Below are 22,588 nucleotides of genomic sequence, written 5' to 3' on the forward strand. Positions count from 1 at the left end.
AATGGTTCTGCTAAGACACGGGAAGGCAACTTCCTGTGTCTTTTCGTCATCTTCGGTTCAGCCGGTCACAAGCTTCCTGCAGCGGTTACCTGTCAAGAAGAAGATGCTAAGTACATATAAAAAAACCTCTAATGCAGGGGCATTAAAGGCAATATGAAAATCATGGGATTATTCTTTCACGCTCTCTTCCTTCAGGTGCATGGCGTATTGGATAGGGCGGCGGATCGCTCTGACGTACAGATCGCTGCGCCCCATTTTCTTGAACAGTTCCCGGCCTGGCTTGGGATTCACTTCAATGAGCCAGACGCGGCCGCGTGTATCGATTCCGATATCGAGGCCGAATTCGAGCATGCTGCCGTACTGCTTCTCAATGGCCGATACGATCCCGTGAGCAAGCTCGCGGCACTCGGCTACGATTTCTTCCGTTTTTTTGACGCCAAACCGTTTGTGCAGAACATCGGCCACACTGGCCGCTCTGCCGCCGCCGTGAAGGTTGGAGGTCGGATTGTTCACGCCTCCGATCCTCATACCTTCACCGGTCACTTCCCAGTTTCCGTTCTCATTCTTCTGGATCAGGAGCCTCATGTCAGATACGTGACCCGGAATCAGTTCGAGGTCCAATCCCTGCTGGATCATGAAGCTGCCTTTACGGATTCTTTCCTGCTGGACCCACCGGTTGAGCCAGTTGCCGAGCGATGAAATGTCTTTGAAAAGCAGATTCCGCCTGCCGTATCCTCTCGTACGTCCCAGCAGCCGGTAACCGTCTTTTGTTTTGGAGACTTTCACGATACTTTTGCCTCCGGTCCCGTTACCCGGTTTAATATACAGGATCGTATGTTTTTTGAACATTCGTGTCAGGTTGTCTAGGCTGTAATCCACGGTAGCGGGAATCCATTTGATAAGATTCTCGTTATTGGTAAAAAGCCGGGTTGCGCTCATTTTATTCGTAAACGTGTTGTTGGCATATATAAAATGTTTTTGTTTGCGGAACTCGCGATATCCGTCTTGAGCCGTTCTGCAGCGGTCGATCACCACGTCGGGCCAAGGAAACGTCCGATGAGTCCAGCCGCCTTTCTCAAGTGGTACGTAGCCCCGCACCTGCTTTTTATCCGGGAACGCATCTTTATGCGAGAAGATAAACACAGTGGCACCTAATTTCTGGCCTTCCTTTACAAGTGAGCGGAAGTACCCCGGTTCTTTGAAGGAATGCCCCTCCCTCCAAGTGAGGATGCCGATTACGGGCTTTGCCATAACAACTACCATTCCCTTCCCTTAGACTGTAATATCATATGGTCCCTTAGGGAAGATGGTGTGCTGTGCCGCACCCAAAAGCGGCGTACTTGCCCCTATAGGGTGAGGGTAGTGAGGGTACATAGCTCGTCGAAGTTCATGCTTCCCTGCATTAAAAAAATCCGGGAGTATATCTCCCGGATTAAGACAGTTATGCAATTTATTTAAGAACGCGCGCCGCAGCGACAAAATGTTTCTGCTGCCAGCTTGCGTTCATATCACCAATAACAACATCATCCTTAGGGTTAACGTTGTGAATAAACTTGCCATTGCCCATATAGAGGCCTACATGTCCGATTTTTTGAACCTTATCGGTGTATTTGTATGTAGCATTGGTGGAGAAGAACACGAGATCTCCTTTGCGGAGTTCGCTTTTACTGATTGGAGTCGCGGCCTTATACTGGGATCTTGCTCCCCATTTCAGGTTGATGCCTTCCTTGGCAAATACATATTTGGTGAAGGAAGAACAGTCAAACAGTAATTTGTTCGTATCGTTCTTACCGTACTGATACTGCACTTTACCTTCCAGACTCTTGGCAAAAGCAATAATGTTGTCGGCTTTTTTGGCTAACGTAATGTTAGAGGATGACGAACTGCCGGATTCCGGTTTCGTAGTGGTACCGCCGCTTACCTTTTTGAAGAAAAGGGTAGAGATGTAACCGGTCTGTCCCTTGTAATTGACTTTTACGAAGTAACGGTTTGTTTCTTCCAGAAGTTTCAGCTCCGTACCTTTTGGAACGGTGCCGTAAATTTTACCTTTTCCGGAAACAGGTTCCTGTTTTAAGTAAGGGGTTCCGGTGGTAATAATAATGGATGTAGTACTTGATTTAACAGCGGGAGCCGTCTCTGCAAAGGCGGCTCCTGCTACAGAATAACTGCTGCCTAGTACGGCAAGGCTTAGTACTAGTTTAGATAGACGCTTCATTCGATTAATCATCTCCTGGTGTAAATTACTTGATGACTCGTACCGCTGTCACGTAGTGCTTGTCCCACCAGCCGGAACCCATGTTGCTGTATTTCACGCCTCCCTTACCGAAAGTGTGCAGGACTTTATTATTACCGGCATAAATACCGACGTGACCAATACGTTTAATGGAGTTCTTCGAATATTTCAGCGTAGCTGTCGTAGAGAAGAAGACCAGATCGCCTCTTTTAAGCTGGCTGCGTTTAATCGGCTTGCCGTTCTCATATTGACCGCGTGCTCCGCGTGCCAGTTTGATTCCGTTCTTCTGGTATACGAACTGTACCAGTGAAGAGCAGTCGAATGAGCTGGTGTTACCGGTTTTCGCTCCCAATTTGTAAGGTCTGCCCATATAATTATCGGCCAGATCAATAATCTTGTTGGCTTTGTTTGCAAAAGCTGCATTGGAGATCGCGGCCTCGGTTTGTGTAGGTAGAGCAGTTAATCCACCCGAGAGGGCTATTGTGGCGCTCAGACTTGCGATGATGAGTTTCTTTCCTAGTTGTAGTTTCATGTCTTGTACCTCCATCTCGTTGATGTTTCCCAGTATAGCATAGGAGAAGATGGAGTTTTTTGGATAAAAAAACGCAAACCCAGACGAGTACTGGGTTTGCGCGCTTTAATTAGAAAACAATTAGAATTGGCGGAAAGCATGATGTGCAGCAGATGAATAGGCTTCCACAGCCGATTTCCTTCGATTATCTCTTCCTATCTTTTATTTACGGCCAAAGTTAAGTTTGGGCGGCCAAATACTTGGAATACCGGATAACCCTGCGGACAGACGGGCGAATTTTGCCTTCACTGCTGTCCAGCGGGGTATTGTCGTTCTTGGAGGGCTTGGAGTTGACCTCCAGCAGCCACACTCTGCCGCTCGTATCCACAGCGAGATCAACACCCAGCTCGCCAAATAAAGAAGGGATGTTCGTCTGGATGCCGGCGGCGACAGCTACGGCAGCCTTACGGATTTGTTCCGAGATTTTCTTGAGGTCCGCTGCCGGAAGCGAAGTGCGGGCGAGTGTTTCCTTGACCGTGCCCAGTGATCCCCCGCGGGCGAGATTGGACACGAAGTGATTGGCCCCGGCAATGCGGGCGACCACGGAGGTTACGGCCCATTCTCCTTTTTGATCCTTTTGCACGAGGGCCCGGAAATCGACGGGGCGTCCGCCCACATGAATGAGCGTAAGCCCCTGCTGAATCTGGTAGCGGCTTGTTTTGAGTTTGCCCAGTTGGGCGCTGAACAGCTTGGATAAGCTTCTGTACACTCTCCGGTTCGTACCGTTAACCGTTGGAATCTCACAGCTGTACGTTTTATCTCCAAGGTCTGTAATGCGGAGAATGCCTTTGCCGAGGCTGCCCAGAACGGGTTTGAGGAACACAACCGGGTATTTACCGCACATCGTCTGGAGCATGGCATAGTTTTTAAAAGGATGAGACTCCGGCAGGAAACTTTTGCAGGCCTCATCATTTTTGAGGGCTTGAAATACTTCGGTTTTGTTCAAATATTTCTCGTTAAAGACTTTTGCCCCGTGAGACTTTGCTTCGCGAAAAAACTGCTGGACCTTCGGGCGCGCTTCGAGTACCCGGGAAGTCAGCCGGTTGTAAATGACCGAAGGGATAGGGAACGTCCCCCGCTTCCAGGAACCCTCCGAGTAATGCCACCCGCTTACCTGGGAACTGCCAGACGTAATTCCTTCTACCGTGAAGATGAACACACGCGCGTTCTGCTGCCTGCTTGCTTCATCAAGTTCCTGGCAGAAGGCCGTGATCGCGCCGAACAGCCCCTTGGACGAATCCGGGTACACGTTTTTGATCAGCACGCCGATCAGGGGATTCGTCTTGGGGGCTTTGGTGCCGCGGATTGTGGCGGTGGCGGTATCATCTTCAGCTCCGGACAATGCCGGCTGACTAGTGGAGTCCGCTGCAGAGGCCCCGTTTACCTCTAGCGGGAGATCTCCTTGTGATCCCGGACAGGCGCGGTCCGAGCGATTCTTACTGCGTGACGGACGCTCAGTTCCCCGGACCAGTCCGGCCGGGTGTGCAGATGCTTGCCGCGCTTGGCGGGACGGAACAAGTCTGGCCATAAACAAACCCCTTCTCCAAACGAATCTCCTGCAAGCATTTTATTAGAAGGGGACGCTTGTTGTGCCTGTACCTGTGAGGGAATTACCAGAAGTAATGGCGGAACAGGAAGTACATCAGGAAGATAAGCAGACCCGCTAGGATCTCGAACCAGCCAAGCCACATCGCCCAGGTTTTTTCTTTGTCCCAGCCGCTTATTTCGCAGATACGCTTCTCTACCAAGAGCAGCCCGAGACCGGCAAGCAGGAAGAAGGAAGCCAGGTAATGCAGATAGCCTAAATACATAACCTCTCCTCCTATTTGTATTCCATCCCGGTGCGGTTCAGATGAACTTTGGTGCTGACTTCTATCGGTAAGGTACGGTATGCCTGATGCCATTTCTCTTTCGTCTTGATGTGTGTGTTCCAATATCCGGGTTCCTTCGCTCTGACATATTCCCCTAATCCGAAAATATCGGACTACTTGGCCTGGGTTTTACGGATCAGGGCTTCAATAACACGTTTGGTTTCTTTGGCTACGCTTGATTCAATTTGGCCGATTGTCCGCTCTGTGATTTCAATGTCTTCGTCGTATTTTTCCTCAAGATCCTGCTCCAGATGCACCATGATGTGAAAATGCGGCTGCCCATCCTTCATATTCACCTGGATTCTCGATTTCCTCTCCGTCGTATTCGTCATGACAGGCCCTATACCCGGCACATTGACCAGAGGCGTATAGCCGCCCGGATTAATCTGCTTGACCGCCATGTAGGCGCCGATTTCCAGAGGTTCCGTAGTGCCTACCATTTTATTGTTTCTAAAAAGAGCCATGCCTCCGATCAGGATGTTTTCTTTCTGCCGGATGTCGACAAAGGGAAGATAGGCATCCTGTCCATGCTTGGACAATTTGCTCCAGAATACACCGATGTAATCGGGAGGGAATTTGCCGAGCTTTACCGATTTCTCCAGCATAGACAAGACGTAGAGCGTCGGCACTCTTTCGAGTGGAGGTGCTACATTCAGGAACCGGGCGGCTTCTCCATTGGAGACGAGCAGCCACGTTCTTCTGCGGACTTCCGAATTGCGGCGGAAGTAGTCGTTGAGATGCTCCATATGTTCGCGGGCCACCTCTTCACTAATAACGATCACGCGGAGATGAATGAGATAGGTAGGATCGGCAATCTGCTGCTGCAAATTGTTCAGGGCATCGTCGACGGTGTGCCCGTATACACGGACGACCCATACCGGTTTATCTTTTCCCTGTCCGCCGCCCCCTTCGCTGGGTCCTAACGGAATCCGTCCGGGGACCGCAATGGACGTGGTGACGCGGATCAATTTGCTGCCCGGTATCGGATTGGGGCTGGAATGATTGACGCGGTCGAGCTTGCTCTCTACCATGGATTGATCGGTCAGGTCGATCGCCATGCCGAGAATAAGCGACCGGTCTTCAATCTCCAGGCGGTCCCAGCATCCAGCCAACACCAAAGGGAAAGAGAGCCAAACGGCTAGAATCAGAAAGAGTTTACACGGATTCGGTTTCAACCCGGCCTCCTCCTTTCTTACGGATATAAGCGACCACGAGCAGGATGCAGGGATAACCCATTAAGAGAAGCAGTCCTCCCGGAACCATAACGGAGGAGATTCTGTACAACTGAAGCAGGTTTTGCGGCAGCATGCTGAGCAGAAAAAGAAAAGGAAGCAGCAGAGTCGCGATCATCCTGTGGTCTTTCAGTCCGAGCTGTTCTTTCAGTGTCAGAACGATAAAGTAATAACCGCTGAGAAGGGAATTAAATACCGAGATAACCCACACGATGAGAAATGTGGCATCCAGCCTCTCCAGGAATTCTCCCGGAATAATGGTTGCCCGCCCTAACTCAAGTGTCGGCCACAGCAGCAGTTTGATTTCCTGCGGTCCGAATACACCGACTGATGCAATGACCAGCAGAAGATACAGCCCCCCGGATATACTTGTGCTGATTAACCCGATCCGCATTGCGGTACGGGGATTCTCCATCCGGGGGATGATATAGGTGTAAATAAGAGCGTTGCGGAACAAAGCCGCTATGCCCAGTGAGCCCATCCAGAATTTCATATCCGGCGTTCTCAGAACCGGCTGGAGATTAAGCCACTCTACATTGCCCAGCGAAAGCATAACGATGAACAGCACAGGGAAGATAACAAACGGCATGTAGAAGGAGTGGATGAGCGAGAATGAATAGATATCTTTGCGTGCGGTAACGGCAACCAGGAGCAGCATCATCATAATAATGATCTCAAGGGGAGTCCGGCGAAGTACAAAGGTATTCGTAACCTCTCCGAATTCGCGGAATGTGATAGACGTCGTTACAATAAAATAAGCCGTAATCACGACAATAAACAGGCCCGACAGCCATTTACCCATAATCGTTTTGCCGTAGGTCACGAGGGATTGTTTGGGGAATCTCATCCCGAGCAAGCTCCAGGCCGTCACAAAGAGGGCAGCCACAGCGATTGCAATCAGGGTTGCCAGAGGAGCGGCGTTTTCTCCGGCTTGTACGGCGGCCCGCGGAAGCGGAAGAACGCCAATTCCGATCAAAGTCGTGACGAGGATGGAGCCTGCCTGCAGGTTTGAGATTTGCGGATGCTTGTTCATGACTTAGCCCCTTCTTGTTCTTCCGTTGCCTCGGGTGTAGAGTCCCAGGCAGATGAGTAGGAACGGAAATATTTGTCCGTCTGGTTCCGGCGGTTCCGGTTCATTGTCTGCAGATGGTCGGGACGTTTCTTCATTCCCCATAGAGGACCTCTTACTAAAGCATCCTTCCATCCCTGAGCGTTAAAGGGTACCAGTGGAGCGAGATAAGGAATCCCGAATGAACGGATACTCAGCATATGATTAACAATCAGGATAACTCCCAGCATCACGCCATAAAGGCCGAAGCAGCCTGCCAGAATGATCAGTGGAAACCGGAGCATGCGCAGGGCAATAGCGGCATTGTATGCAGGAGTGGCGAACGAACCTACTGTGGTTAAAGCGATAATTACAACGGTAATGGGGCTTGAGAAGCCCGCGGATACGGCAGCTTGTCCGATTACCAGGACCCCGACGATCGATAAGGCTCCGCCAATGAGCTGCGGCAGCCGAATCGTTGCTTCGCGGAGGATTTCCATGGATATTTCCATGATCAACACTTCAAGCATGGCCGGGAAAGGCACGCCCGCTCTTGCGCCTGCTACAGCTACCGCGAAGTCGGTCGGAATCAGCTCCGGGTTGAAAGAGATGACAGAGACATAGAGAGCCGGAAACAGCAGCGAGAAGACCAAGGCAATAAGCCGGATGATCCGAATCATGCTGGCGATGAGGAAGCGCTCGGTATAATCGTCTACCGTCTGATAGAATTGGGTGAACACAGTGGGCGCAATCAAGGCGAAAGGAGAACCGTCTACCATAATAATGACTCTTCCCTCAAGCAGGGCGGCGACGGTTTTGTCCGGGCGTTCGGTATTCTGTATCTGCGGAAAAGGGGAGAGCGGATGATCCTCAATAAACTGCTCCAGAAACCCTGCATCCAGAATGGCATCCGTATCTATAGAAGAAAGACGTTTTTTGGCTTCGTCGATTAAGACAGGATTTGTAATGCCTTGAATGTAGCAGAGAGCCACCTCCGACTTCGTTAAACGCCCGATTTGCATCGCCTCTACGCGGAAATCCGGGGTCTGCAGCCGGTAGCGGAGAAGAGACAAGTTCGTCTCCAACTGTTCGATAAATCCTTCACGGGGACCGCGGATGACCTGCTCGGTCTGCGGCTGCTCGATCGCGCGCTTCTGGATATGACGGGTATCGGTCAGGAAATAATGGGGAATCCCTTCGACGAGCAGAATAGTCTGACCTCTTGTAAGGTTATCAACCAGCTGTTTAATTTCAGAAGCGGTCTTAATGTGACTGACTTGAATCACCTGATTAACAATATAGTCGGATAACTGTTCTCCGGTCTGGATTTCGGGTGCAGGCCCGCCATCTTTTAAATGGGTCATCAACGGCTTAAGGAGATAGGAACGGATCACTTCCTGGTCAGATAAAGAAGTCAAGAAGACCAGAGAGGCAGGTGTGCTGTCAAATAAATGGAAATGACGGACGACAAGGTCCTCATTATTCTTCATTAATTCCTGAATGAGCCAGATATCATCGCCCAGGATGCCGCTTATTTCCCGGGGATGTCCGGACTCTTGCAAATATTCGCTGGGAATGATCCCTCTACCGCTTGTACTTGTCTGGCTGCTGTCACCCGTTCCTGTTTTCTTCATCCATTTCCACACGGATTCCGCCTCCTCTCTTGGCCCGGTCATTTCAATATAACTCTGCTTAATATGGGTCAAATAGGTTTGGATCATTCGTGAAAAAGGAAACGCCTGTCAGTAATCTGTCAGAAAGGTCTCCTTCTTTTTACAAGCAAAAGAGGTTAATTGGGAGCAAGAGGCTGAGACAAGGACGAAACTGCTGGAGAAAACGGAAATGACCCAAAGTTATGTCACTTGTCGGTCGGTGTATTGACAATGGACCCATGGAAGCCTTCTGGGGAACCTTGAAATGCGAGATGTATTACATGCATACATACAGCACGTTTGAAAAGCTCGAGAAGGCCATTGAAGCCTACATCTACTTTTACAACAACGAACGTTTACAGGCAAAATTAAACGGCCTCAGTCCCATGCAGTTCAGGACTAAGGCCGCCTAGTGTCTTTTACTTATTTATAGTGTCTACTTGATGGGGTGCAGTTCACATCATGCCTGCAAAGATCGGCTTATTTGTAAGGCTTGTCCTGGTAAAAAAAATTCGGAGTCTTCCAGGTATTCTCATACTGGTTATGGAAAATAGGGGTGACGGCGGGAGACACCGGAGGAATGAGCCACGTCCAGTCTCCGGTGACAGGACGCCCGCACTGCTTCTCCTGCTGCTCGAAAAGCTGAAACTGCTGCGCCGCGGTGTGATGATCGACGATGCTGACGCCTGCCTCGCGGAAGGAGTGATGCACCGCATGATTCAGCTCCAGCAGGGCGCGGTCTTTCCAGAACGATGCATTCGTTCCGGTATCGAGCCCCATGCAGGAGGCAACCTTCGGGAGCATATGGTAACGCTGTTCATCCGCCAAGTTACGGGCGCCGATTTCCGTTGCCATGTACCAGCCGTTGAAGGGAGCAGCCCCATACGTGATGCCGCCGATCTCCAGGCGCATGTCCGAGATGATCGGGACGGCGTACCACTGCAGCTTCAAATCTTCAAACCACGATAAATCCGGATGCTTCAGCGGAACTTGCAGAACATCTTCTTGAGGGATTTCAAACCAGACAGGCTCAGCAGCATCACCTGTTTGTATGACGAGCGGGAGGACGTCAAATGCGGTACCTTGACCCCGCCAGCCAAGCTCCATACATGTACGGGTGAAAGCCAGGGAATGCGGATCACCCAGGACACCGGCACCGGTCTCATAGCCGGCATACCGGATTAACTGGTGATTCCAGAGGTGGATGCGGCGGTTGTTCGTACCTTCCGCAGCGGAGTCTGGGGCGAATACCGTAATAGTCGGCCGGATTTTGCCTTCATTGGTACCGTAACGGATATGACGAAGCAGAGCATCGCGTATCCCTTCGGGCGCAGCCGTATCCCGCTCATCGAACACCTGCAGCGTATTCCAGAATAACCTGCCGATGCAGCGGTTGCTGTTGCGCCAGGCCATTTTGGCCCCATGCTGGAGTTCCTCATAGTGATGGGTATAAGTTCCGGTCTGCGATACTTCTCTGCTGATTTCTTCGAATCGGGAGGCTGCTTCTTCCTCGCTCCTGCCCCATTCACTGTAACATGTATAAATGAAAGCCCGCGCTTCTTCAAGTAATTTGGAATTCATCTGGATGGGAAGCCTCCTCTGCTCAAGGATCGGGACGGCACCCGGAAGTCCCTTGGTCCTTGCTACTTATGAGCGTATCACAAAATGGCCGGGACAAATCTGAAAGTTTTGAGAACGGAATATGACAGGCAGGTATGGCATTCAGTATGTCTTGATTCGGGCCGGTTAAACCTATAAAAAAGATCCGAAGATTATCTCTTCGGACCCTGGAACGAGTCAGCTATTCTTCATGCGTTACGATTCTGACGTTAACCGGATTCGATAACTGTTCAGCGGATACCGATCTACCGTCCGGTAGAAGCACATCGAATAGGAGCAGAACGCGATTATTCACGAGGGAGCCGGCCGAACCGGTAACCCGCACGATAAAGGTAATCGTAATGGAAGCGCCGGCGGCAATTTCCCCAAGCAGGAAACCTTCAATTAAATCGGCTCCCGGCACAGGAAGTCCGTTGATCCGGACACTGCCAGGCAAGAAGGTAAAGCCCTCCGGCAGGATATCCTTCAGGAAAGCCCGGGTAATGGGCAATCCGCTCGTATTAACGATCGTGACGGTAAAGGTGAGCTGATCTCCCCTTGCCGCTTCACTGCTGTCGACCTGCAAATCAATTTGCACGGTAGAAGAGTAGACCGGCAGGGTTACTTCATTGGAAGCGATGGCTGCCGGATATATGGTTTCCTGATTCGGAAGCCGGTACGTGTAGCGGACCACGGCACGATTATGCAGAATGCCACCTGGTGGCAGAGCCGTAATTTTCAGACGGAATGCGGCTGAGATGGATTGGCCAGGCGCTAGAGAGCCAAGCGCGAGTGAAGACGGATTGGCACCGGTCCGCGATTCCCCGTTTATTGTCAAGGAGTCAAGAACCCAAGCGGTTCCGGGCGGAAGCGGGTCCTGGATCGTAAGATCGGCTGGCAGTGTGCCGCTGTTACGGATCACCAGCGTATATTCCACGGTATCTCCAACCGTATACGAACCTGCGGCGGCTGATTTGACGGCACTCAGTACAGGTGCCAATGTTTGCAGCAGGGACACGTTGCTTCGAGATATTGCGGTTTCGATCTCGCCGGTTGGAGTCCGGTAGCTGCCAGAGACTTCGGCCTGGTTCTCAATTTCCCCGGATGGCGGCAGCGACACCACTGCGAGGGAATAGGTGACACTGGCCGATGCTTCCGGATTCAGCGGCGGCAGGAGTACGCCTTGCGCCAAATCTGCCGCCGGATTCAGGCTGCCGTTCACCCGCAGGCTGTCTGGCTGCAGCTCAGTTCCGGCAGGAAGGACATCTCGGAGAAGAAGAGACTCGGCAATAACGGTGCCCCTGTTGATGATGGAAACGGTATACGGGATGATGCTGCCCACTGTTGCCAGTGATATATCGGTTCGTTTGGATACTTCGACTCCAAAGGCGTATACGGGAACCGTAACCGTATTGGATGCAATTGTGTACGGACTCTCTGCATATACGAAACTGGCTTCCGCCGTATTTACGACAGATCCGGACGCAGGTACAGCGGTGATTGTGAGCGTGTAGCCCACTTGAACGGAACGTTGAGCCGGAACCTCGCCGAGTGTAATCCCGCTTTGCGGATGGAGATCAGGTGCAGGTATCCCGTTAATGGTCACACTTCCTGCCGCGAAGCTTGTGCCGTCCGGCAGCAGATCGCGGATCGTAACGGAAGTGGCCGCAGACTGTCCGGAATTGGTCAGCGTGATACCGTAAGGCACGCTGTCGCCAAGGGCAGCCGCCGAAGCGGTGCTGACTTTCACGGCGGATACGGAGTGGTCGGTAACCGGAATGATTACGGGATCCGAGACGGCTGCGCCTCCATGCGTCCGCCCGTCCGGCGTCTGGAAGGCATAGGCCGCCGAAGCCTGATTGGTAATCGTTCCGTCAGCAGGATCGCCTGAAACGGTGGTCTGGAAAGAGATAATAGTGGAAGATCCGGGTGTCAGGGTGCCCACTGTTATTCCTGCAGCCGGATTTAAGCCGGGTATGGCGGTCCCGTTGACCGTAACGCTGCCGGCAATGAATGTAGAGCCTTCAGGCAGCTCATCGGTTACGGTGACAAAAGCGCCGGTTGAGCCGCTGTTGCTTGCGGTTAAGGTATAGGTTACCTGCTCGCCAAACGAAATGCTGGAGGTGCTCCCTTGTTTATCAAGCGTGATGATTGGCTGGAGAACCGGAATTCCGACCGTATTCGAGAAAATCGTGCCCGGGACCGTTCCGCTGGTAAAGGAGACGGCAGCGCTGTTCGTCAGAACAGGAGGTGCGGGCAGCGCCGCTATTGCAGCGCTAAATGAGATTAGCACAGATTCACCGGGTTCCAGCGTTCCAACCGGGATGCCTGAAACGGGGTTGGCTTCCGGAACATCAGCTCCGTTTATGAGCACACTTCCCGGTATAAATACGGCTTCCGGCTCAAGCTCATCGGTCAGAACAACTTCCTGAATGGCTTCCGAATCGTTATTGGTAATCTCTACGGTATACACGATGATGTCATTTATAACGGCACTCGTTAAGCTGGCCTGTTTGACAGCCGTTACAGGAACATCCGACACAGCCACAGCAACTGTATTAGAGAAGTTCGCTCCTGACCCTGTTCGGCCGCCGGGAGTCACAAAGGTGAATGCGGCATCTGCCGTATCCAGCAGCAGCGGTGGAGCCGGGACGGAAGTGACGAGTACCTGGAAGGTGACGACCGCCGAAGTACCGGGTGCAATAGGGCCTGTTGCAACGCCTGTCACGGGATCCGCCCCGGGAACGGGGATGCCGCCAAGCGCTACACTATTCGCAAGGAAAGCGGAACCCGGCGGAATCGGATCCGTCACGATGGTGCTTGCTGACAGGTTGCCCGAGTTGTTCACCGTGATGGTATACGTGATGACATCTCCGACTGTCGCGTTGTCAGAACTGCCTGTTTTGGTCAGAACCAAGACGGGCTGATAGACGGGAACCGCGACCGTATTCGAAGCGGAAGTGAACGTAAAAGGTCCGCTTGTAAATGCGGCGTTTGCCTGGTTGAGAAGCTGGGCAGGCGCGGGCAGAGACTGCACCGTTACCTGGAAAGTCACAACGGTTGTTGCTCCGGGAGCGAGGGTTCCGATGGCGATCCCTGATGCGGGATTTGCACCGGGAATGCTTGTTCCCGAAGCGGTAACACTGCCGGGCACGAAGGAACTTCCGGTCGGGATCGGATCGGATACCACGACATTCGTCACGGCAGCTATGCCGCTGTTAGTGACCGCAACCGAATAAGTAAGGATGTCTCCGATGATGGCATCGGCAGCTGTAGTTCCTTTTACCAGCGTCACGTTGGGTGAAGATACAGGAATCGTAACCGGATTGGAGACGGCCGATCCGCTCACTGTCCTTCCATCCGGAGGCTGGAAGGTGAATACGGCGGATGCCTGGTCCGTTAGCTGCTGCGGGATCGGCACGGACGTGACGAGCGCCTGGAAAACCAAGGTGGCGGTGCTTCCGGGTTGAATGGTTCCGGCATCTATGCCTGCGGCGGGATTAGCTCCCGGCAGGGGATTGCCGCTAACGATGACACTGTTGGCGATCAACTCAGAACCGGCCGGGATCGCATCGGTCAGTATGACTTGGGCCGCAATATTCCCCGTATTGGCGGCCTGAATGGTATAGGTCAGCGTATCCCCGACTGTAGCATTGGCGGTGTTGGCGCTTTTAGCCAGCTGCAGCAAGGGCTGGTACACGGGAATGCTGATTTGCTGGGAGTAAGAGGTTCCCGAGAAAACACCGGAAGTAAAGCTGACTGCGGCCTGATTCACAAAAAACGGCGGCACAGGCAGCGAGATGACGCTGACTTGAAAAGTAACCGCAGTCGAAGAGCCTGGTGCGATCCCGCCGACACTGACACCGGATGCCGGATTAGATACCGGCGACGGAGCCCCGTTGATGGTCACACTTCCCGGTACGAAAGCCGTTCCCTCAGGGATCGGATCGGTTACGATCACATTGGCGATGGCCTCAATGCCGTTATTCGCTGCGACGATCGTGTAAGTCAGGACATCGCCGAAGACGGCGTCCGCTGCACTTACGCTTTTGACTGCGGACACATTAGGGGCGGAGACCGGGATCGTGACCACATTAGACACCGCGGAACCGGTAAGTATTCTTCCGTCAGGATGCTGGAAGGTAAAAGCGGCTGCTGCTTGATTGCTGAGTACAGCGGGTGCGGGCAGAGAGGTTGCCACGATCTGGAAAGTTACGGCGGAAACAGCCCCAGGTGCAATGGGCCCAAGTGCAATGCCCGCTGCAGGAGAGGCGCCGGGAACGGGGACTCCGTTAATATTGACGCTGTTAGGAACGAAATCCGAGCCTGCCGGAATCGGATCAGAGAGAGAGGTAGTGGCGGCAATATTTCCTGTATTCTCCACAAGGACCGTATAGACGATCGTATCCCCGATCGTAGCATTCGTTGAATTGGCGCTTTTGGTCAGGTTAAGAATCGCCTGGTAGAGAGGGAGGACAAGGGTGTCCGAGAACGAGCTTCCGGAGAAGGCTCCTGAAGTAAAGCTAACCCTCGCCTGATTCGATAATTGGGGCGGTGCCGGCAGTGAAGTAACGGTTACCTGGAAAGAGACTGTAGCTAAGGCTCCCGGAGCTATCGTACCGGCGGGCACTCCATTGACCGGATTGGCGGCGGGCAGCGGTGTTCCATTGAGACGGACGCTTCCTGGAACGAAAGTGGAACCGGCAGGTATAGGATCGGTTACGATGACGCTGGTAACGTTCGTGATCCCGTTATTCAGGGCGGTGATCGAATATGTGATGACGTCGCCGACAGAGGCATCCGGCGCATCGGCTGTTTTAACGACCGTTACGTCCGGAGCCGAGACGGGGATCGCAACCGTGTTGGAAACAGCGGAGCCGGTAACCGTGCGGCCGTCGGGCGGAATGAAGGAGAAGTTCGCCGCAGCCTGATTCGTAAGGGATGCCGGGACAGGTACAGAAGTTACAATAACCTGGAAAGTTACGAGTACGGACGTTCCCGGTGAGAGGGTGCCGACTACGATGCCCGCAGCGGGATTCGAGCCGGGAAAGGCCGTTCCGTTTACCGCAACGCTATTTTCAAAGAAAGCTGTCCCGGAAGGGATAAGGTCCGATATCACCGTTAAGGCGGCAATATTTCCCGAATTCACCGCTTCAATCGAATAGGTGATCGTATCGCCTACGCTTACACGGGTTGAATTGCCGCTTTTGACGAGTGAGAGAATAGGCTGGTAGACCGGAATGAGAAGCGGTGATGAAACGGATGATCCTGTAAAAGCGCCGGAAGTAAAGCTGACGGTTGCCTGATCCAGTAATTGTGGAGGAGCGGGCAGCTCGGTGACCGTTACTTGAAAACTCAACACGGCCGAAGCTCCCGGAGCTATGGTGCCCGCAGGTATTCCGGCAGCCGGATTTCCGAGTGGAACAACAGTCCCGTTAAGGGTGGGGCTTCCCGGCACGAGAGCAGAACCGGCCGGAATAGGATCGGAAATGACGACGCTGGTTACATTCTCGATGCCGCTGTTCGTTGCGGTTATGGTGTACGTAATCGTATCGCCTACAACCACATTGGCGGCGCTGGCGGTCTTGGTCACATTCACGTTCGGAGCCGAGACGGGGATGGAGAGAATGTTCGATAGAACGGATTGCTGGATAATGCGCCCGTCCGGCGGCTGGAAACTGAAGGCAACTGAAGCTTGATCGGTCAGGCGGGAAGATGGCGGTACGGCGGTCACAACCGTCTGGAAAGAGACTGTTGCGGTTGCCCCTGGAGCAAGAACTCCTCCTGAGAATCCCGCAGCCGGATCTGCCCCCGGCAGCGGCACGGCATTCAGGAGTACGCTATTGGGAACAAATACGGACCCGTCCGGTAACGGATCGGTAATTGTCAGGTTGGCGTTAATATTGCCATTGTTCGTAATGGAGATCGAGTAAGAAACCGTATCCCCGACTGTGGCGTTGGAATAATCGGCGGTTTTGAGAGCGGACAGTAGCGGCTGATAGACCGGCACGAGCACGGTATTCGACAGGCTCGATCCGGTAAAGGCGCCGGAAGTAAAGCTGACGACAGCCCGGCTGTCCAGTACCGGAGGAAACGGCAGGGAAGTAACCCGGGTCTGGAACGTAAGAACGGCCGAGGCTCCTGGCGCAATAATGCCTACGGGGACTCCGGTTGCAGGGTCCGCGCTCGGCAGCGGAATTCCGTTTAAGAGAACAGTGCCCGGAATAAATACAGATCCTGCCGGGATGGAGTCGGTGGCCAGGACTCCTGTCACATTCTCAATTCCGTTGTTAGCGGCCGTGATGGTGTACGAGACGATATCTCCCAGAACGGCATCCGTTGAAGGAGTGGTGAGAGTTACCGTAACGTCAGGAGCCGAGACTGGAATGGCCAAGGGATTCGATGCAGCCGTGCCGGTAATCGTTCGTCCATCGGGCGGAGTAAATTCGAAATCAGCCGTTGCCTGATCCAAGAGGAGCGAGGAGGGCGGAATCGAAGTAATCACCGTTTGAAAAGTGACCGTAACCGGAGAGCCTGGAGCTACGGCACCGACAGGTATGCCGGCCGCCGGATCGGCCCCGGCCAGAGGTGCGCCGTTAATCGTGACGCTGTTGGGTGTGAAAACAGAACCGGCCGGTACCAGGTCTGTCACGGTCGCAGAGGCTGGTATATTCCCGCTGTTAACGAGCTGGAGAGTATAGGTTACGGTATCGCCGAGTGTGGCATTGGAAGTGCTGGCACTTTTGGCAAAGCCCAGAATAGACTGGTAAACCGGAATTGTGACCGTATTGGACAAGGAAGAGAAGGACAGCGCTCCGCTCGTGAAGCTGACGGAAGCGCGGTTGACCAGATTCTGCCCGGCCGGCAGTGACTGGACGAGTACACGGAACGTAATGGCGGCAGCGCCGCCGGGAACGATAAGTCCGGCCGGTATCCCGGCGGCCGGGGAAGAAGTTACCGGGCTGCTGTTTACGGTAACACTCCCCGGGACGAGGATCGTTCCGTCCGGAATGGCATCGGTTACGATGACATTGGTCACATTCCCGACGCCGTTGTTGGTGGCCACGATGGAGTAAGTAATCGTGTCGCCGACCACGGCATCTGTCCGGCTTGCGCTTTTGCTGGCCGTTACATTCGGGGACGATACCGGAATGACGACCGTGTTCGATGAAGCCGAGCCGTTAATGGTACGCCCGTCAGGGGGCTGGAATGTATACGAAACAGCTGCCTGGTCGACCAATTGGGGAGGGGTTGGCACGGAAGTAATCACCACCTGGAATGTCATGGTTGTTGATGCGCCGGGCGCAAGGAAGCCTCCCGCAAAACCATCTGCTGGGCTTGCTCCGGGCAGCGGGACTTGATTAACAATTACACTGTTGGGCACAAAGGCGGAACCGCTGGCAATCGGATCTGTAACGGTTGTTAAGGCACCGATATTGCCGCTGTTCTGCAGGACAATCGTATAAGTTACGAGATCGCCGATGGTTCCGATAGGGCTACTAGTGCTTTTGCTGGCTGTAATAACCGGCTGATAGACCGGAATGACAAGGGTATTCGAAGCGGCAGAGCCCGAGAAAGAGCCGCTGGTAAACGAAAGGGAAGCTTGATTAGCGAGCTGCGGAGGCGAGGGCAGAGACGTCACTTGTACGGAAAAAGTAACCGTCGAGGATTCTCCGGCCGCCACTGTTCCAAGCGTGATCCCCAGGGCCGGATTCGCGCCAGGAACCGTAATGCCGCCTGCGGTTACGGATCCGGGTATGAATACGGAACCGTCCGGAATCGGATCGGTAAGGACGACATTTGTGATTGGCGAAGAACCGCTGTTTAGCACAGTGACACGGTACGAAACCGTATCGCCGGGAACGGCATCCGCTGCAAGCGAGCTTTTAAGGAGAGTAACGCTCGGTAAAGAGACGGGAAGCGTAACCGTATTGGACAAAGCCGAGCCGTTCAATAAACGTCCGTCCGGCGGCTGGTAGCTGTAGGATGCTTGAGCCCGATTGGTCAGGAAGGCAGGATCAGGCAGGGTGGCGACAATGGTTTGAAACGTGACTTCTACAGAGGCGCCCGCTGCCAGCGATCCGGCTGCAATTCCGGCAGCAGGGTCCGCTCCCGGAACAGGTGAACCGCCTACCGTCACGCTATTATTCAGAAAAGATGAACCGGACGGAATTGCGTCCGTGATGGTCAGAGCCGCAGCCAGGTTTCCCGTGTTCGTTGCAAGGATGGTGTAGGTGACGGTATCTCCGACCGTGACGCGGGTGGTACTGGCTGTTTTGACGGCACTAATGATGGGCTGATACACAGGCAGAGTCAGCGTATCGGAGTGCGTCGTGCCCGAGAAAGCTCCGCTCGAATAGCTGGCGGTTGCCTGGTTGCTCAGCTGCGGAGGCGAGGGCAGGCCGGTAACGTTAACGGAGAAGGTGACGGCGGCGGCGGCACCCGGCCCGAGACTGCCGACTGTGATGCCGGCAGCCGGATTGGCACCGGGGACGGGCGCACCTCGGACCGTTACGCTGCCGGGGTTAAAAACGGAGCCTGCCGGAATCGGATCGTTGAGAAGAATATTGTTAACGGGGCTGATCCCGTTATTGGTCACGATTATCGTATACGTAACTGTGTCTCCCACCACCGCATCCGCAAGCGGCGTTGATTTGGTCACGGTCACATTAGGTGCGGATACAGGCACAGATAATGTGTTGGATAGAGCTGACCCTGCCAGCGTGCGCCCGTCCGGAAGCGTATAGGTGAATGAAATGGCTGCCTGATCGATCAATTGGGCCGGATTAGGAACGGAGTTGACGACCGTAACAAATGTAACGACGGAAGCCCCGCCCGGAGAAATTGTACCTACCGTGATTCCCGTCCTGGGATCGGCCCCCGCTAGAGGAAGGCCGTTAACCGTCACGCTGTTGCCGGCGAATTCCGAACCTGCAGGGATCGCTTCGGTTAAGGTAGCCGAGCCGTTATAGTTCCCGCTGTTGGTAATTCGGATGGTATAGGTGACGCTGTCACCTACCGTGGCGGCTGTAGTATCGGCGCTTTTAACAGCCTGGAGAATGGGCTGGTAGACTGGAATTGTGACTGTGTTGGAACTGGATGAGCCTGTAAAAGTGCCTGCCGTAAAGCTCACCGCTGCTTGATTGACTAAAGTGGAAGGGGCGGCCGGCAGCTCATTGACACGGACGGAGAAGACGAGTGCAGCAGAAGCCCCGGCAGCAATAGGGCCAGCTGGCACACCTGCTGCCGGGTTGGCATTCGCTATAACGGAACCGTTAAGGGTGACACTCCCCGCAATTAAAGAGGTTCCTGCCGGAATGGGATCTGAGATAACGACACCCGTTACAGGAGCTCCGCCGTTGTTCGTTGCCGTAAGGGTATAAACAACGGTGTCGCCGACAGCGGCTGCGGTGGCCGATGCGCTTTTGGCCACAGTGACGTTAGGAGCGGATACCGTTACGACAATTTCGTTGGACTGGGCGCTTCCGGATAAAGTCCGCCCGTCGGGCGGCTGGTACGTATAGGAGACCGCAGCTTGATCGGTTAGCCGGCCGGAAGCGGGTACCGTGTTCACGACCGTTTGGAAAGTAAGGACGGAAGTTCCGCCTGCGCCTATTCCCCCTATGGGTATGCCGGTTGAAGGATTTGCGGCCGGCTGGTTCACTCCGTTCACGGTTACACTACCGGGCAGGAAAGCGGAGCCTGCCGGGATTTGCTCGGAGACGGCTGCATTTACGGCGATATTGCCCGTGTTACGGACTGTAACGGTATAAGTTAACGCGGCACCGACCGTTGCGCTGGGTGTATTCACGCTTTTTACGGCTGAGATAATAGGCTGAAAAACCGGCAGAGTAATCGTACCCGAGAGACTGGAGCCGGTGAATGCGCCGGAAGTAAAGCTTACGGTCGCTTGATCCGTGAGCTGTGCGGGCGACGGCAGACTTGTGACGTTAACGCTGAACGTGACGACGGCGGAAGCTCCGGCTGCAATCGTGCCGACAGGGACCCCGTTGGCGGGGCTCGCGGCCGGTACGGCGATGCCGTTGACGGTTACGCTCCCGGCTGCCAGTACCGAACCCGCCGGAATCGGGTCCGTTACGACAACACTGGTAACGGCTGCTATACCGTTATTCACGGCTGTTATCGTGTAGGTGACCGTATCCCCGACAACAGCATCTGTGGAGCTGGCAGTCTTGGTTACCGTTACATTGGGAGCGGATACCGGAATTGAAGTCGTATTCGAAGCAGCCGAACCGGACAGCGTACGCCCGTCAGGCGGCGTATACGTATAGCTCGCCGCCGCCTGATTAAGGAGCCTTCCGCCTGAGGGAATGGCGTTTACCACCGTTTGGAACGTCACGATGGCAGAGCCGCCGCCGGCATCTAGATTGCCGATAGAGAATCCGGCGGTAGGATTGGCGGCCGGCTGCGACACTCCCCTGACTGTTACGCTTCCGGCTACGAAAGAAGAACCCGCCGGAATCGCATCGCTAAAAGCAGCGGCTGCGCGGATGCTGCCGGAATTCGTCAGGGTGACGGTATACGTGACGGTGTCCCCGATGGTAGCCGAGCTTGTGCTTGCGGATTTGGCAAGACTGATCACTGGCCGGTACACCGGGATCGTGACGGTGTTGGACGGCACACTTCCGGAAATGACAGGACCGCCGGGAACACTTTGGAAGGAGAAGCTTGCCGTTGCCAGGTTTGAAATCTGAGCAGGTGACGGAAGCGACGTAACCGTCACCCGGAAGACGACGGTTGTCGTGCTCCCGGCGCCGACTGTCCCCAGCAGGATGCCGGTAGACGGATCGGCTCCTGTACGGACGGTGCCGTTCACGGTCACGCTGTTTGCAACGAGTGTCGTTCCTGCCGGGATGGCATCCGTGAAAACGGTGCTTCCTGCATCCACCAGCCCGGTATTCTGAACGGCGACCGTGAAAGTAATCGGATCTCCCACGATGGCCCCTGTCACATTGGCTGTTTTGGTCACCGTTACAAGCGGGGCATTAATATCGATCTGGATAGCGTTCGCATTGACGAGATAGGCATCCCCGGAAGTCGTCAGGCGAAGTATTCCCGTCGTCTGGGAGTTGCGCAGGGTGGCGGAAATGTCGACGTTCGTAATATCCCAGCCCTGCCTGCCTGCACTGATTAGCGTTCCGGGGGCGCCGTTGATGGCATTGCGCGTCCCGAAAGTTCCGCTGGTATCCAGCGTTCCGTCGTCCTTATTGATTTGGGACGCGAAGAAGTTGGCCGCAAAATTATTGGGTCCCGACAGCGCCTGCAAGGTAGAGTTAGAAGGGCCGAATAGAGCCTGGTCGCCCGTCCGGTTCGCGTCTCCTTCCTGAGCGCTAATCAGTGCTCGCCCTCTAAGCGTACCTTGGGCGGGGGTGGCAAACCCGGAAATTACGACGTTAACCGGACCGGAAGTCGACTGGACAAGCTCGGCGCCCACATTAAACGACAAATTACGGAAGGGCAGAGCGGGATTCTCGTACACCACAGCCAGCGTCCATCCGGCATGATTGGAGGTCGGGTCAGGGACGGTCAAGGTTCCTACAATTCCTCTGGCTGTGTAGGTGCCTGCTCCTCCGGCAGCGACGAGAGAGGTCACATTAGCGGTACGGACATAGGCCAGAACCGTATTTGTGGTAAGCACGACGTTATAGACGGTTAAGGGGTCCTGCGTAACACTGGAGGTGCCGGCAGGGGTCGTCAACGTGATCGGGTTGTTGATAAAGGCTGAGTTATCGACGGTTAAATCGACGTAGGTTCCGCCCCAGATCAGTTCTGCATAAAGAACAGTGCTTCCGGCCGGCAGATTGAGCACGGCAGAAGAACTGTTTGATGTGAACAGGCTGGTCGTACCGGCAGGATAAGAGCCGAACTGAGTCGCTGTATTCGTTGTAATGTACGCTCCGATACTGTCGATCGTCCCCGGCACGCCTGCCGTATCGGAGCGGCTCAGTCCGAGTGTATTGCCCGTGAAGGTAATCGCACCCGTCCGATTGGTGGCATAACGCTGAAGAAAGGCCATTTCATTGTTTCCTCCGTCAGATAAAAAATGGAAAACAAATACGGCTGGAATTTTTCTAAGTGTATGTGCATGCGGAGTGAACATTCCAATGGATAAGCTAAGAAAATGAAGGAAGTTCAGAGGGACGGGCATGGGAGGAGGGTAAAAAGAAGTTTGGTAAACCGGGATAATTGTAAGTAAATGCAATTAAATTTGCATAAGGGAAGGTCTATTTAGGAGCAAGGGATGTTGCAATTACGTTAAAGCAAGGAATGCGGTTGGCGTATCATGAATTGTGAATTCGGAATAACCGTTATTTATTCTCTTATTCTCTTATTCCTTTTCCTTTATGCCTATATTCCCTGA

9 protein-coding genes and 2 pseudogenes are annotated in these 22,588 nt (G+C 53.9%); 1 reads left to right on the top strand and 10 read right to left on the bottom strand.

What is annotated here, in order from left to right; genetic code table 11:
- Nucleotides 1–168 precede the first annotated feature (168 nt).
- From EDM21_RS05660 to EDM21_RS05695, 8 genes and pseudogenes are all read right to left on the bottom strand, one after another.
- Nucleotides 169–1,251: a YheC/YheD family endospore coat-associated protein gene (locus EDM21_RS05660; RefSeq protein ID WP_157333641.1), complete on the bottom strand. Its 1,083-nt coding sequence runs from the start codon at nucleotides 1,249–1,251 to the stop codon at nucleotides 169–171.
- 199 nt (nucleotides 1,252–1,450) lie between these two features.
- Nucleotides 1,451–2,215: a C40 family peptidase gene (locus EDM21_RS05665; RefSeq protein WP_157333643.1), complete on the bottom strand. Its 765-nt coding sequence runs from the start codon at nucleotides 2,213–2,215 to the stop codon at nucleotides 1,451–1,453.
- A gap of 25 nt (nucleotides 2,216–2,240) precedes the next feature.
- On the bottom strand, nucleotides 2,241–2,765 hold the full coding sequence (locus EDM21_RS05670; RefSeq protein ID WP_157333645.1) for a C40 family peptidase: 525 nt from the start codon (nucleotides 2,763–2,765) through the stop codon (nucleotides 2,241–2,243).
- 217 nt (nucleotides 2,766–2,982) lie between these two features.
- A complete protein-coding gene (locus tag EDM21_RS05675) occupies nucleotides 2,983–4,332 on the bottom strand; it encodes a YheC/YheD family endospore coat-associated protein (protein ID WP_157333646.1) in 1,350 nt (449 codons plus the stop codon).
- An 82-nt stretch (nucleotides 4,333–4,414) separates the two neighbouring features.
- The gene (locus tag EDM21_RS05680) at nucleotides 4,415–4,615 is read right to left on the bottom strand and encodes a CLC_0170 family protein (protein ID WP_157333649.1); all 201 of its coding nucleotides are present in this window, start codon (nucleotides 4,613–4,615) and stop codon (nucleotides 4,415–4,417) included.
- Between the two features lie 11 nt (nucleotides 4,616–4,626).
- Nucleotides 4,627–5,850: pseudogene (locus EDM21_RS05685) on the bottom strand (Ger(x)C family spore germination protein).
- Nucleotides 5,831–6,940, bottom strand: coding sequence for a GerAB/ArcD/ProY family transporter (locus EDM21_RS05690; RefSeq protein WP_157333651.1), 1,110 nt, complete (start codon nucleotides 6,938–6,940; stop codon nucleotides 5,831–5,833). Before EDM21_RS05690 ends, EDM21_RS05685 begins: the two are co-directional and overlap by 20 nt.
- Nucleotides 6,937–8,589, bottom strand: coding sequence for a spore germination protein (locus tag EDM21_RS05695; RefSeq protein ID WP_157333883.1), 1,653 nt, complete (start codon nucleotides 8,587–8,589; stop codon nucleotides 6,937–6,939). Before EDM21_RS05695 ends, EDM21_RS05690 begins: the two co-directional genes overlap by 4 nt.
- A gap of 221 nt (nucleotides 8,590–8,810) precedes the next feature.
- Here EDM21_RS05695 and EDM21_RS05700 point away from each other — a divergent pair.
- Nucleotides 8,811–9,020, top strand: a pseudogene (locus EDM21_RS05700) (IS3 family transposase); the annotation flags it as partial.
- A 67-nt stretch (nucleotides 9,021–9,087) separates the two neighbouring features.
- Here the strand turns inward: EDM21_RS05700 and EDM21_RS05705 are convergent.
- Together EDM21_RS05705 and EDM21_RS05710 are read right to left on the bottom strand one after the other, a co-directional pair.
- The gene (locus tag EDM21_RS05705) at nucleotides 9,088–10,188 is read right to left on the bottom strand and encodes a nitric oxide synthase oxygenase (RefSeq protein WP_157333655.1); all 1,101 of its coding nucleotides are present in this window, start codon (nucleotides 10,186–10,188) and stop codon (nucleotides 9,088–9,090) included.
- Nucleotides 10,189–10,408: 220 nt separating this feature from the next.
- Nucleotides 10,409–22,243, bottom strand: a complete 11,835-nt coding sequence (locus EDM21_RS05710; RefSeq protein WP_157333658.1) for a beta strand repeat-containing protein — start codon at nucleotides 22,241–22,243, stop codon at nucleotides 10,409–10,411.
- Nucleotides 22,244–22,588: the final 345 nt, after the last annotated feature.

This window comes from Paenibacillus lutrae (genome assembly GCF_009757775.1).
GTDB classification, from domain to species: Bacteria; Bacillota; Bacilli; order Paenibacillales; family NBRC-103111; genus Paenibacillus_F; species Paenibacillus_F lutrae.